This is a genomic window from Methanocalculus sp. MC3, assembly GCF_054767395.1.
Window position 1 is genome coordinate 319578 of the sequence record NZ_BAABMP010000001.1, and the last position, 12715, is coordinate 332292.

17 protein-coding genes and 2 tRNA genes are annotated in these 12715 nt (G+C 49.7%); 7 read left to right on the forward strand and 12 right to left on the reverse strand.

The features are described from left to right. Nucleotides 1–17: 17 nt before the first annotated feature. Nucleotides 18–413, reverse strand: coding sequence for a hypothetical protein (locus tag ACYUBO_RS01575; protein ID WP_460371861.1), 396 nt, complete (start codon nucleotides 411–413; stop codon nucleotides 18–20). A gap of 146 nt (nucleotides 414–559) precedes the next feature. Here ACYUBO_RS01575 and ACYUBO_RS01580 point away from each other — a divergent pair, with 146 nt between their 5' ends. Genes ACYUBO_RS01580 through ACYUBO_RS01590 form a run of 3 tightly spaced genes read left to right on the forward strand, consistent with a single transcriptional unit; the run spans nucleotide 560 to nucleotide 2574 of the window. After that, nucleotides 560–1768 (forward strand): AAA family ATPase, encoded by a 1209-nt coding sequence (locus ACYUBO_RS01580; protein ID WP_460371863.1) that lies wholly within the window; start codon nucleotides 560–562, stop codon nucleotides 1766–1768. After that, nucleotides 1765–2382, forward strand: a complete 618-nt coding sequence (locus tag ACYUBO_RS01585; RefSeq protein WP_460371864.1) for a DUF4276 family protein — start codon at nucleotides 1765–1767, stop codon at nucleotides 2380–2382. The genes ACYUBO_RS01580 and ACYUBO_RS01585 overlap by 4 nt, the downstream gene beginning before the upstream one ends. Before the next feature lie 3 nt (nucleotides 2383–2385). Then, nucleotides 2386–2574 (forward strand): hypothetical protein, encoded by a 189-nt coding sequence (locus ACYUBO_RS01590; protein WP_460371866.1) that lies wholly within the window; start codon nucleotides 2386–2388, stop codon nucleotides 2572–2574. A 15-nt stretch (nucleotides 2575–2589) separates the two neighbouring features. On the opposite strand, the gene ACYUBO_RS01595 is transcribed toward ACYUBO_RS01590, so the two are convergent. Both ACYUBO_RS01595 and ACYUBO_RS01600 read right to left on the reverse strand, forming a co-directional pair. Next, nucleotides 2590–2994, reverse strand: coding sequence for a molybdenum cofactor biosynthesis protein MoaE (locus ACYUBO_RS01595; RefSeq protein ID WP_460371868.1), 405 nt, complete (start codon nucleotides 2992–2994; stop codon nucleotides 2590–2592). A gap of 5 nt (nucleotides 2995–2999) precedes the next feature. Then, a complete protein-coding gene (locus ACYUBO_RS01600; protein ID WP_460371870.1) occupies nucleotides 3000–3278 on the reverse strand; it encodes a ubiquitin-like small modifier protein 1 in 279 nt (92 codons plus the stop codon). Between the two features lie 300 nt (nucleotides 3279–3578). On the opposite strand from ACYUBO_RS01600, the gene ACYUBO_RS01605 reads away from it, so the two are divergent. After that, complete coding sequence (locus tag ACYUBO_RS01605; protein WP_460372426.1) at nucleotides 3579–3779, forward strand: winged helix-turn-helix domain-containing protein; 201 nt, start codon at nucleotides 3579–3581, stop codon at nucleotides 3777–3779. 111 nt (nucleotides 3780–3890) lie between these two features. Here the strand turns inward: ACYUBO_RS01605 and thiI are convergent, their stop codons facing one another. The 9 genes from thiI to ACYUBO_RS01650 all read right to left on the reverse strand — a co-directional run bounded on the left by thiI (nucleotide 3891) and on the right by ACYUBO_RS01650 (nucleotide 10766). Next, nucleotides 3891–5012, reverse strand: coding sequence for a tRNA uracil 4-sulfurtransferase ThiI (gene thiI / locus ACYUBO_RS01610; RefSeq protein WP_460371872.1), 1122 nt, complete (start codon nucleotides 5010–5012; stop codon nucleotides 3891–3893). A gap of 61 nt (nucleotides 5013–5073) precedes the next feature. Beyond that, a complete protein-coding gene (locus ACYUBO_RS01615) occupies nucleotides 5074–6375 on the reverse strand; it encodes an O-acetylhomoserine aminocarboxypropyltransferase/cysteine synthase family protein (RefSeq protein WP_460371874.1) in 1302 nt (433 codons plus the stop codon). Between the two features lie 10 nt (nucleotides 6376–6385). Beyond that, complete coding sequence (pscS, locus tag ACYUBO_RS01620; protein WP_460371876.1) at nucleotides 6386–7750, reverse strand: O-phospho-L-seryl-tRNA:Cys-tRNA synthase; 1365 nt, start codon at nucleotides 7748–7750, stop codon at nucleotides 6386–6388. A gap of 180 nt (nucleotides 7751–7930) precedes the next feature. Further along, nucleotides 7931–8605 carry a cytochrome c biogenesis CcdA family protein gene (locus ACYUBO_RS01625; protein WP_460371878.1) on the reverse strand — a complete coding sequence of 225 codons (675 nt, stop codon included), beginning with the start codon at nucleotides 8603–8605 and terminating at the stop codon, nucleotides 7931–7933. Further along, nucleotides 8602–9144, reverse strand: coding sequence for a TlpA family protein disulfide reductase (locus tag ACYUBO_RS01630; protein WP_460371880.1), 543 nt, complete (start codon nucleotides 9142–9144; stop codon nucleotides 8602–8604). The genes ACYUBO_RS01625 and ACYUBO_RS01630 overlap by 4 nt, the downstream gene beginning before the upstream one ends. Nucleotides 9145–9259: 115 nt before the next feature. Continuing rightward, nucleotides 9260–9331, reverse strand: a tRNA-Cys gene (locus ACYUBO_RS01635). A 298-nt stretch (nucleotides 9332–9629) separates the two neighbouring features. Next, nucleotides 9630–9908 carry a ubiquitin-like small modifier protein 1 gene (locus tag ACYUBO_RS01640; RefSeq protein WP_460371882.1) on the reverse strand — a complete coding sequence of 93 codons (279 nt, stop codon included), beginning with the start codon at nucleotides 9906–9908 and terminating at the stop codon, nucleotides 9630–9632. 17 nt (nucleotides 9909–9925) lie between these two features. After that, nucleotides 9926–10654 carry a HesA/MoeB/ThiF family protein gene (locus tag ACYUBO_RS01645; protein ID WP_460371884.1) on the reverse strand — a complete coding sequence of 243 codons (729 nt, stop codon included), beginning with the start codon at nucleotides 10652–10654 and terminating at the stop codon, nucleotides 9926–9928. Between the two features lie 40 nt (nucleotides 10655–10694). Next, nucleotides 10695–10766, reverse strand: a tRNA-Cys gene (locus ACYUBO_RS01650). A gap of 179 nt (nucleotides 10767–10945) precedes the next feature. Between ACYUBO_RS01650 and ACYUBO_RS01655 the strand changes: the two genes are divergently transcribed. Genes ACYUBO_RS01655 through ACYUBO_RS01665 form a run of 3 tightly spaced genes read left to right on the forward strand, consistent with a single transcriptional unit; the run spans nucleotide 10946 to nucleotide 12681 of the window. Continuing rightward, nucleotides 10946–11932, forward strand: coding sequence for a radical SAM protein (locus tag ACYUBO_RS01655; protein ID WP_460371886.1), 987 nt, complete (start codon nucleotides 10946–10948; stop codon nucleotides 11930–11932). 15 nt (nucleotides 11933–11947) lie between these two features. Further along, nucleotides 11948–12400: a DUF1890 family protein gene (locus tag ACYUBO_RS01660; protein WP_460371888.1), complete on the forward strand. Its 453-nt coding sequence runs from the start codon at nucleotides 11948–11950 to the stop codon at nucleotides 12398–12400. Beyond that, nucleotides 12397–12681 carry a DUF1894 domain-containing protein gene (locus tag ACYUBO_RS01665; protein WP_460371890.1) on the forward strand — a complete coding sequence of 95 codons (285 nt, stop codon included), beginning with the start codon at nucleotides 12397–12399 and terminating at the stop codon, nucleotides 12679–12681. The genes ACYUBO_RS01660 and ACYUBO_RS01665 overlap by 4 nt, the downstream gene beginning before the upstream one ends. Nucleotides 12682–12715: the final 34 nt, after the last annotated feature.

The window sequence follows — 12715 nt, forward strand, 5'->3', positions numbered from 1 at the left end:
TCCCACTCTCCTCCTCCTTATTCCTTCTCTCTACCAAGCTCAGCCGTAGCCCCGGCAAGGATCGCCATTGCAGGGATGACCAGGTACCGGGAGCCGATCTCAATAAACCACTCCCAACCACCCATCCCAAAGAGAGCGACCATCACCAGGAGGTCAAGTGCCCAGTTGATCAGAAGCCAGCTGATGCCGATAGTGACCCCGGCAGTAAGCCATTCTGTCTTACCTGGGAGGCTTCTCAGGTACAGGTAGATGAGGAGGGCGCCACTTGCGGCACCAGAGATGATCATCAGGCTTTTGAAGGCGAATATGCCGATGGTGAGTGTGCCGTCCGTCCCATACAGGAAGAGGGAGATTCCGAAGGGGATGAGCCAGGTGAGGATGCCATAGAGGATGAGGCGGAGGTGCGGGTGCATGAATTGTTTTTTGTCTGGATGGATAGTGAGGTTTGTGGTCTGTTGGATTGAGGGATATTGAGAGCGATCGCCAATTTTGGATGATGAGGTGGACTATTTATAACACGTACGTCTCATAAGAGTGTATGGAGAGTGAATAAACGAATATGAAAGAACCAGTTTTAAAAGAACTGCATCTTACGAATATACTCTCATTTGGTCCGGATACGGCACCTATCGCATTATCGTCGCTCAATGTCATCATTGGACCAAATGGCTCCGGGAAGTCCAATCTTATCGAAGCAATCAGCCTGCTCGCAGCAGCTCCAAAGGATCTCTCAGCTCCGGTCAGGGAGGCAGGTGGTGTCAGAGACTGGTTATGGAAGGGTGCAACAAGCCCGACAGCCACTATTGAAGCAACAGTTTCCCTACCTGATCATCTCAGGATGCCTATTCGCCATACTATATCATTTCGGGAACACGGACGCCGGTTTGAAGTAACAGCTGAGCGAATCGAGACAAATGAACCCTATTCTGGATATAATGAACCGTACTATTACTATCGGAATGATGCAGGATTTATCCGGCTAAAGGGAAGAGCCAGATCTGAATCGATGCAGGTTTCTGAAGTTGATAGTGGTGATGTGCGTGAGCTTCCCCGTGATACAATAGATCCTGAACGATCAGTTCTCTCTCAGGTAAAAGATCCCTATTACTACCCTGTTCTGACTGCTCTGACAGAGTTATATGGAGGATTTTCTATTTATCGTGACTGGACGTTTGGACGTTATACTCCTCCACGCCAGCCACAAAAGACCGACCTGCCATCTCAGTACCTCTCTCCCGGTAGTGAAAATCTTCCTCTGATCCTGAATAAACTTGAATTACATGATAAAAAAGTAATTCTTGAGGCGCTTAATGCTCTGTATCCAGAGATCGATGATTATCATGTCCAGATTGTCGATGGAGGCGGGGTCCAGATATACCTGAAAGAAGGATCATTTGACATCCCTGCAACCAGGCTCTCGGATGGAACTCTCAGGTATCTCTGTCTCCTTGCTATTCTCTGTCATCCCAATCCCCCACCACTCATCTGCATCGAAGAGCCCGAGCTTGGGCTGCATCCGGATGTTCTGTCGACTCTGGCTGATCTGATGGTCTCTGCATCAGAGCGGTGCCAGCTGATCGTGACGACTCACTCTGATATACTGGTGGATGCTCTCACCGATAATCCCGAGTCTGTTCTCGTTTGTGAGAAGAGGAATGGCAGCACGCACCTACAACGATTGCAGAGACAAGATCTAAAAGAATGGCTTGAACGCTATAGTCTGGGTGAGCTCTGGATAAAAGGTGAAATCGGAGGGACGCGTTGGTGAGTGCCAAAATCTATCTGGAAGGTGGTGGTGGTAGACAGGATTCAAAGGCTCTGAAGGTAGCCTGCCGTAGAGGTTTCAGCCAGCTACTGGAATCCATGGGATATTTGGGGAGAATGCCCGTACTTGTTGCGAGTGGTAGCCGGGATGCCACATACTCTGATTTCAAAACCGCTCTCAAAAGCCGAAAACATAGGTATACAGCGATGCTCATTGATAGCGAGGATCCCGTTGCTGATCCCGAAAGGACATGGGATCATCTGATGGCACGAGATACATGGAAGAAGCCGGATAATTGCGATGATGAGAATGTTCTCTTCATGACCACCTGTATGGAGACATGGATCGCTCTGGATCGTAAGGCACTGAAGAAGGTCTTTGGTCCCCATCTTCAGGAGTCGGCATTACCCTCGCCTGTTCATATCGAATGTACAAAACGTCATGAGATTCAGAAGGCTTTGATCCATGCCACGCGGAACTCCAACCAACCATATTCCAAGGGCCAAGTTTCGTTTGAACTGGTAGGAGCGCTCAATCCTGATCTTTTGGCGGAACATCTTGTCGTATTCCGGAGAATGAAACGTATTCTGGATGAAAAACTGTGCCCGGTGGAGTAGAAGATGGGATTTCTCGACCGCATCCTCTCCGCCCTGACACCAAAACCTGATACCTCTCCCCGCCGGTATCAGCGATGTGCCTACTGCGGCAAACGCTCAGAGGACCCATGGACAGATGCAGAATGGGACCGCCGTGAGCGGATGTGCGAGGAGTGTGAGTATGCGGAGATGGCGGATGGAACGCTCTGGTGAAGAAAAAAGTGAGGATTAATGGTGCTCTCCCGGCACCCACCGCTCTCCCTCCTTTGTATACTCCTTCTTCCAGATCGGAACCCGCTCCTTCAGCCGCTCGATGATGTACTCGCATCCCTCAAATGCTTCCCGCCTGTGCCCCGCCCCGACCAGAATCAAAACGATGTTGTCGCCGATATCAAGGTCGCCGATCCGGTGGATGATATCAATGGATTTGATCGGAAACTTCGCGAATGCCTCGTCACGGATCGCTTCGAGTTCCTCCACGGCGACCTCCTGGTGTGCCTCAAGCTCGATCCGCTCAATCCCGTCATCACGGACAATCCCGATAAATGAGACCATTGCACCCATTTCGGGGGCTTTTCTCTCTTTGATCAGCCTGTTGATATCAAAGTCTTCCTGGGTAACTATAACAACCATTCTCTTCAGCCTCCGGCAACCGGTGGATAGAGTGCAATCTCATCGCCATCATTGAGGATGATCGCCTCAACCTCGCTGTGGTTGACCCGTTTCCGGTTCTGCATCAGGATGATATACCGGCGCAGGCTGCCGTCCTCATCATAGAGGGATACCTTCATCTTCGGATTTTTCCGGGCGATCTCATCAAGCAGTGCCGCGAGTGTTGTTCCCTCAGCCACTTCCCCGGTGGTCTCTGATCCGAGTATCTCCCTGAAACGTGCAAATGCCTTGATCGTGATCATCATCTTCTTGTCTCCTCCATACGTATTTTTCGTATGATCCTATATAATCGAGTATTTCGGAAGAGATTACCTCAATCTGTTATGTGGTTTTTCTTCGAGCAGATAATCAGGTGTATTGATGACAATCCTGCCATACAGAGTATTCACCTGATGGCTATATCATCATGGTCGAAAAAGTTAACAATTGTGAAGTTCAATAGATCTATGGTGATTCCACTATGAGGGATCGTTTTTGTTGAGAGTACCACAATGAATCAAGGCAATTCCCGGAGTATTCGGCATCTGCCGCCATCAGCCAAGCTTCTGTATAAGATCCTCGAATCAGGGGAGCAGATGACTCAGAAAGAGCTTGTCGCCAGAACATCGCTCTCCGGGCGAACAGTCCGGTATGCAATAAAACGTTTGAAAGAAGAGGGGTTCATAGTTGAACGATACTACTTCACCGATGCAAGGCAGAGCCTGTATAGTCTCAATGAGGGTGTCCTTCAGGCATCGACGGCATAAGGAAGTCTTCTCTGTATCAGAATAGATATTCATCTTTTTCATCAAAAAGGGGGTTCTGGTGGTCTGCCTGATCCCTTGATGAACTGGTTTTTTTTTTAAAAAAGGTCTCCATTACCCGATCTGCATCATTGGAAGCGGAATTGTGGATGATATCATTTTCTTCTCTATATCGAGTATTTTATCAAGATCTGCCTTTGTAGAAGGACCTTTTGGCACCGCCTTGCAACCGGTCGTTCGCATTATCGATGGGGTGAAGGTCCCGATATCCCGTGCCAGATTCATTATCTCTTCTTTATCAAGCCCGATAAGGGGACGGTAAACCGGGATGGCAGCTGCATCATTGAGAACGATGAGATTGTCGAGTGTCTGGGATGCAACCTGACCAATAGACTCGCCGGTGACAATCCCAGACGCTCCAACATTCCGTGCAACAGCTTCTGCAATCCTGTACATCCTTCGTTTACAGAATAAACAGGTATATTTCTCATTCCAACCCTCGATTAACTCTTTCTTTGCGGATGCAAGATATCCATCGGATATGACAATAAGCTCGATATCAGGCTGGTATGGCCGAAGAGCCTCGATTACTTTTCGTGCCCGTGCCAGTGTCGTCTCATCCAGAAATTGATCGAGTGCGACATAGATCGGGATAATCCGGCAACCTCTCTTCATCATCATCCAGGATGCAACCGGGGAGTCAATACCGCCTGATACGAGTGCCACAAGGGATCCGGCTGTTCCGAGGGGAAGACCCCCCGGACCTTTCAGAATGGTGTTATATATGTAACATTGTTCTCCCCGTATCTCGATGAACAGCTCTTTATCAGGATTACTCAGGTCAACCTTCAGATGGGGATACTTCGCAAGAACAAGGCTGCCGGTACGAGCCGCCATCTGTTGGGATGTGAAGGAATGATTGCCGACACGTTTCAGCCGTATCGCAAATGATCTTGCGGTTTTGAGCCCTTTCTCTCTACAGAAATCGAGAAGCCCTCTCTCCAGATCGGCCAGGGAAAATGTCTCCACCTTTGAGAACGAGACGATCCCAAACACTTTGGAGAGGATATCCGGATCTATCCTGCCTGTAAGCCAGATGCGCCCCCGTTCGTGTTTCACGTCAATATCGGGAAGGACTCTTCTGATATTTGAGATCAGAATCTTCTCCCAGCGTTTCCTTACCGGATCTGATTTGAGAAATATCTCAGAGTACCTGATCAACCATTCTTTTGCCATGCTTCATCTCACAATAAATATTTAGAAAAATGAGTTTGAAAGTGAATCAGGAGTGGTTCCATCACACTGTGACTTTTTCCAGTGCCTGATTGAGGTCAAAGATGATATCTTCGATATCCTCTGTTCCAATCGCAAGCCTGATGTAATCAGGAGTGACGCCGGTTGCCTTCTGCTCCTCTTCGGTGAGCTGCTGGTGGGTGGTAGTTGCCGGATGGATCACAAGGCTCTTTGAATCGCCGATATTTGCGAGATGCGAGAAGAGTTTCAATGACTCTATGACGGTGCGTCCGGCTTCAACTCCTCCCTTCACCCCAAATCCGACGAGGGGGCCAAAGTTTCCATTCAGGTATTTTGTTGCCTTTGCGTGGCTCTCATGGTCCGGCAGTCCCGGATAATTGACCCAGGCTACCTTTGGGTGTTGGCTGAGAAACTCTGCAACCGCCTGTGCATTCTTTCCATGCCGTTCAATCCGGAGGTGGAGTGTCTCAAGTCCGATCAGGAAGAGCCATGAATTGAATGGAGAGAGTGCAGCCCCGGTGTCTCTCAGAAGCTGAAGCCTGAGTTTGAAGGCGACTGCAACATTGCCAAGTCCTGGGAAGTTCCCAAAGGTATCCCAGTACTTCACTCCGTGATAGCTCGGATCAGGTTCTGTAAATTCCGGGAACTTCCCGCGGCCCCAGTCGAATCTGCCTGAATCGACAACAACCCCTCCGAGCGAGTTTCCATGGCCTCCGATATACTTCGTGGCAGAGAGGACAACAATGTCTGCCCCATGGTCGATGGGCCGGACTATTCCAACCGCCGTCGTGTTGTCAACCACAAACGGTATCTCATGCTCATGTGCTATTGCCGCAAGCTTTTCGAAGTCGGGGATATCGAGTTTCGGATTTCCAATCGTCTCTGCATAGATGGCACGGGTCTTGTCGGTGATGGCTCTTCGGAATACCTCCGGGTCGGTTGAATCGACAAATACGACCTTCCTGCCGAATTTCGGAAAGGTATAATTGAAGAGCTGATAGGTGCCGCCATAGAGATTATCCGCTGAGACGATCTCATCTCCAGGCCGTGTTATGGTCAGGAGGGCATTGGTGATCGCTGCCATTCCTGAAGCGAATGCAAGACCGGCTGTGCCACCCTCGATTGTTGCCACCCTCTTCTCGAAGACATCGGTCGTCGGGTTCATCAGCCGGGTATAGATATTTCCAAGCTCCCTGAGCCCGAAGAGATTTGCTGCGTGTTCTGTATCCCGGAAGACATATGATGTCGTCTGGTAAAGAGGGACGGCCCGCGATCCAGTCGTCGGATCCGGTTCCTGCCCCGCATGAAGTGCCTGTGTTCCCAGTCGGTATGGTGTTTCTGTCATGGTATTCGTCTCATTCTGCAATCGGTAATTCGTATTTTTCTGCAATTTCGATGAATACATCGGCGAGATAGTGTACCTGCTTCTCACTGAGGCCGTAGGTGTTCAACTTCCAGGTACGTGTGGCACCTGCAAACTCGCCGATGATCCCTCGTTCAGATAACTCGTCACTGAGGAAGAATCCCCTGCGTTTGTGAGTCTTTGCGACGGTGTCAAAGCTCCCTGTTGTATCCACTTTTGTGAGGGTATGTTTCCGTGGATACTCCGAGACGACCCTGCTTCCCGTGATCGAGAGAATCCGGTCGATGAAGTAGTTCGATCGCCGCACCTCATCGTCCCAGTGGAGTGTCCGCTCTTTCACCGCCGGGAAGGACGCCATCATCGAGAGGAGCGTCCCCCCCATCAGGGTGCACCCGAGCATCTGGACCTCTTTGATCCCGAATTTCCTCTTCGTCAGGTCTCCGGTCATTGCAGTGGTGTTCAGGACCTTCTCTGCCCAATCGCTGGATGCGGCAAGTACTCCGGATGGAGCGACAGATGCCATGCTTTTGTGTCCTGACCCGACGACGAAGTCAACGCCGAGCGCCTTCCCATCCACGGGCATGATCCCGACGGTATAGGCGCCATTGTAGAGGATCGGGATGTCGTACTGATGTGCTACTTTTGCAATACCGGAGATATCATGAACATTTGCGTTCTGGTAATCGACATGATCCATCATCACAAGGGCGGGAGTCTTCCCTGTCTCGCGGATCACATCCTCAATCTTCACGGCGGTTGCTTCAGGGGTGACGAGATTCTTTTCGTTGAGTGGAACTTCTCTTACGACCCCGCCTGCTCCCTCGACTGCGAGGAACTCGGTGTAATGGGCAAGTGCAGAGACGATAACACTGTCCCCTTTCGCAACAAGGCTCTGGGCGACCGCCTGGAATCCCCTCCTGGCTCCCGGTACCACACGGGCAACATCCATATTCACAAAGGATGCCAGGTCTGCATGAAAATCAGCAATTCCCGGCTTTGTGATCTTGTCGAGACGGAATGGTTTTCGGCAGGCGTCACAGGTCGAGTACCCGTCACCGTAGGCGGCTATTGCCTTCCTTGCCTCCGGAGTCAGTTTTCCAGCTGCCTGAATCGGCTGGATGTTGATGAAATCCTCTTCCCGTGATCGGATGGGGATACTGTCAGCAATCTTTGTGATACGTGCTGTGCCGGTATCTCCCTCCAGCTCCGAGATGATCGCCTTCAGTTCTGCGATCTTCTCATCAAATGCCGTCTCTTCCACCGTGTCAAGACCTGTGGGGATCGATCCACGATAGATCTCCCGCATATCCTCAAGGGTGAAGATCGCCTCGAATAGCTTCTGTACTCTGATACTCATGATCACTCCCTACTCTGAATAATATGATATATTCTTCCACTTCATCTGAATGGAAATGAATATTCACAATTGTGAACTCATTATAGATTGATTCTAAAATATTTATATCTTCATGAAGAGGTGATTTTTGTCTGTGCATCGGATTTTATAAAATAAGAGCTGGCTGTATGTCCCCGCTTTTTACAGGAGACCCGGAAAAAGCATATGTATCAGATAATAAAGTGCTACAGAAAGGATGATTATCCCTGCACCTCTCCGTATCCCTTCCTGGTACGTGGTCAGAACCCGGAGAATGCCTGAGACTCGCTCTTCGGAGAGGGCTGAGAGGAGAAGAAGCGGTGTCGCCATCCCGATTCCAAAGACGATAAAGTGTACCAGGCTGGTTATGGCTTCGGGTATGGTTGCTGAAAGGGCAAAGATCATAAGGAGCCCGGCGGGGTTGCAGGGGAGGGCAACAAGACCGAAGAATCCACCATACAGCAGAGCTGCTGCATGTTGGGAATGTGCTTTTGGGACCTCTATACCTGGAAAGAGACGGCCCGGATCGAGGCCAAGGATCATTCCTGCACCAAGGAGAACGAGGAGTATGTATATGATCGGGCTCATGAGGCGGATCGCTGTTGATAGCGATGTATTCATAATAGTCACGAAGAGAAGACCGAAGAGAAGCATCGATCCGATCGCACCGGCGCTGACGATGAGTCCCAGATACAGAGGGGAGTTCATCCTCCCCTCTCTATTTGCTGAGGCGAGATATGCCAGATAACCGGGGTAGAGGGGGAGGACACAGACTGCACCGAGAGGGGTATAGATCCCGGCAATAAATGAGAGTATTAGTGTTTCAGAGGTTATCATGAAGAGAGATCTCCGATGATCCAGACAAGCCCCTCTGATGAAAAGATGCCGGGTCCGAGGAAATAGATGGTATCGTTATAGAGCAGTATCGTCTGCGGAGTCGACTGCATGATTCTGATACCGAAAGTCCTGATGAGTCCGATAGACAGTTGGTTGGGTGCAGTGATAAAATGACCCTCGTACTCGTTTTTCTCCACGTATTGCCTGACTGCTGCGTTCCCTTCATCCGGGTCGATATTCAATCCGATGACAACATAGGCTCCGGGATTTTCCCTCTGGAGATCTGTCGATTCTTTGAACTGGGTTCCACATGCGGGACATGAAGTGGTGAAGGTATGGATGATAACCGGCTTTCCAGACCCCATCCAAGATCCAAGGGTGAACTCTTCCTCTGTTAGAATGTCGGTGAGTGGTATTGTCAACCATTCCGGCTTATCTGATGAAGCATCAGTCCCGCTGGAAATATCACTTTCAAGACCGGTACAACCACTGATAAGGAGGATAAGTGCAGTCAGGCAGATGATAATTATTGATTTCATTATATCTTCTCGTCCCATGATCCATCTCCCTTCTAACCCGGGAGGAAGATACAGGTCATCTCTTCCCCTCTCAGATACACCTATTCAACCCTTTACGAAAAAGAAGCTGATGGAGAGCCAGGGCCCGGAATCGAACCGGGATGTAGTTGATCTGCAGTCAACCGCGTAGCCACTCCGCCACCCTGGCACTTTGGTTCTCCCCTTTGTCAGGTAGGTCGCCATACATCTATTAATCGTCATCTCTCATTAGAGTTCAGGCTTAGGAAAAATTTTCCGCATTTAACTACATTTCTCAATATAATCAACAAAATGAAACGACACAATGGCAGGATATCTTCCCTGAATCAGAGGAGAGACCATATAATGAACAGACTGATCACGATCCCGATGGGATGCATGAAATGGATGAGGAATGCTATTATCTCACTGAAAAGAAGAGATTTTGAGATATGAAGTGTTTGTCTGTTTATAAAAGAAGTTGTACGCTATCCCCCTGCCACCGGGGGAAAAACGACAATCTCATCACCATCTGAAACTGTAAGTGTGAATGTCTCATGATGCTGAATCCGGATCTTATTCTTCATCACTATCACAAAAGATCGGAAATGCCCGCTCTCATCAAAGATCACCGTTTCATGTTCCGGTTTCCTGCTTGTGACTGCCTTGATTGCATCAATAATTCGTGTTCCATCTGAGACCTCTATCAGATGCTCTCTCCCAAAGATCTCACCGAACTTTGCAAAAAAACGAATCTTTACCTCCATAATATCCTCCGGATTTTCTACTCCTCTCCCCCACAGACCGGGCAGGCGGGATTTTTCACAAGCCTGATCTCGTCAACCGAAGACAGCTCTCCATCCCAGTGCATGAGCCGGTTCTCCAGAAGCTCCCCTGTGCCGGTGAGGTACTTGATCACCTCGGTTGCCTGCACCATTCCTATGAACCCGGGTGCTACTCCCACGACCGGGAAGACTTCAGCAGGTGGAGGATGTGGGAATATACATGAGAGGCAGGCTGTTTTTCCGGGGATTATCGTTGTTGCCTGCCCGCAGAGCCCGCGTATTCCGCCGTGGAAGAAGGGGATCTTCTTTGTCGATGCTGCCTGGTTCAAAAGATATCTGGTTGGGAAGTTATCCATCGCATCGACGATACCGTCAGCATCTCCGACGAGATCGAGGACATTTGTCTCATCAATGGTTGTATCGATTGCCTCAATTGAGATGTCAGGATTGATCTCCCTGAGTTTTACCGATGCTGATATCGTCTTCCTCTCTCCGATATCCCGGTTGAAGTGGAGTATCTGCCTGTTGAGATTTGTGAGTTCAACACTATCTTTGTCAACAAGAACAATGCGCCCAACTCCTGCAACCGCAAGGTAGATGGAGATGGGAGAACCAAGACCCCCGGCACCTGCGATGAATATCGTTGCTTCCTTCAGCCGTTCCTGGCCCTCTTCGCCGAAGAGCATGATCTGGCGTTTGTATCGATCGAGTTCCTGAACCGAAAACATAGAATCCCTCCAAATGGATTTTACAGGGTATTGTAAGAAGAGCCAAGGCCCGGAATCGAACCGGGATGTAGTTGATCTGCAGTCAACCGCGTAGCCACTCCGCCACCTTGGCATTGGCATTCACAATTGTGACGCTGCCATAATCTACTCTTCCCTCAGATACGTTAATGGCTTCGAATCCGGCAAAAAAAACCTCATTTTGTATCTTCAATCCGAAGGTATAATACTCCACAGAACAAATTATCGGATAATTCACAATTGTGAAAAGGACTGTGTGATGGAATGTCTGCCATGACGCCAGAAGGAAAAGCGTTTCTTGTTGCTATAGGGACCGTGGAGCTTGATGAGCGGCTTATCCCTATTGCAACAAAGACATCAGCAACAGCCGGTCCCGGAGCCGGAGGGACGTCGATCTTCATCCGGTCAGGGGACCACAGAGTACGCCTGACGGTAAAGGAACATTCTCCATTAAAAGCTGTTCCAGATGAAGATGGTGTTCTCCTTCTTCATAACAATGAGCCGTTCATATGGGGAAAACTCGAAACACCGCTCTGCCACTGTCCTGAGCAGGCATATATCACCGTCAGTGAGCGGTGTATCTTCCACTGTAGATTCTGCCCGGTTCCAAAACTGCATGGCGGCAGGAAAAGCATCGAGACGATCATCGGGCTGGTCCAAGAGGCGTCTGCAACCGGGGGTCTCAAGGCAATCTCCCTTACAAGCGGTGTTGCCATATCTCCTGAAGAGGAGGTGGAACGGATCGTTGAGGTGGTGCATGCACTCCACAGCCGTTTTGACCTCCCGATCGGTGTCTCTGTCTATCCGACAAAGGACTCCAGCAGGCTCCTCTATGATGCCGGTGCCGTTGAGATCAAGTATAATGTGGAGACGATGGATCCGGTGATCTTTTCTACTGTCTGCCCTGACTTCTCCTTATCTGAGATACTCGATGCACTCAGGGAGGCGGTCACCATATTCGGGAAAAACGCAGTATTTTCAAATTTCATCATCGGACTTGGTGAGGATGATCAGACCGTGCTTGATGGTGTCACGACTCTGGCCCGGATGGGTGTCATCCCAAATCTCCGTCCGATTTCACCCTCCCCACTTCGTGAAGGGGAGATCACCATTCAACGGCCATCACAGGAACGGCTCCTGTATCTTGCCAAAAAAACCGTTGAGATCCTGGTGCGGTATGGGCTTGATGCCCGGTCTGCCCGGACGATGTGCCTCCCATGCACCGGCTGTGATATCACACCATTTCGGGATATTTACTAATTGAGGTTTTGTACTATGGAAGAAAAAAGAGATGAAACGCTTATCATCCTTGGGTGCCCCGAGGTTCCGGTTCAGCAGGCACTTGCACTCTACGCAGCCGATCGCCTGAATGAAGCTGGCAAAGATGTACTGATCGCCGGGAACAGCGCGGTGCTGGTTCTCCTGAAGGTCTCAGATCCTAAGAAGGTGTACGTAAAGAAGATGGTTGAACTGGATCGGTGTATCGAGGACCTGGCATCAGGGGAAACGACTCCGTCCACCTGTATCGTCTTTGCCCACAATGATGCCGGAATCAGTTATGCAACCACAATCCGGTATCTCTTTGAAGGCCGTCTTATTGTCGTTGTCTTTGGGAGAGAGGCAGAGGAACTCGCAGAACAGCTTGAGATCCCCTGTGAGATGATCGTCGAGAAGGCGGTTCATAATCCTGGCAAACTCCGTAAAAAACTCGATGAGGTGCTGAGATGACCTGTGTTGAAGATCTCGGTTATGATGTCCTCCTCTCCATGGCGTCCTTCAAGGAGTGTCGGGCCTATGTTGAAAAACACTTTAAGGAGGTCTATTATGTCGATCCGGGCTTTAAGATCTTTGATAAGCGGATCATCGGTGTTCCTCCCATTGCTCTTGGGATAGATGGCGATGCGGTCATCCTCCCCTATACAAAACCATGCTATGGCACGTACCTTCTCCGTGTCATATCCTCAGAAGATGTAGTGATGGTACAAAAGAAAGGGAGGGAAAGGCCATAAGGCTTCAGGATTGTATCAGTCATGTGGATAGTGT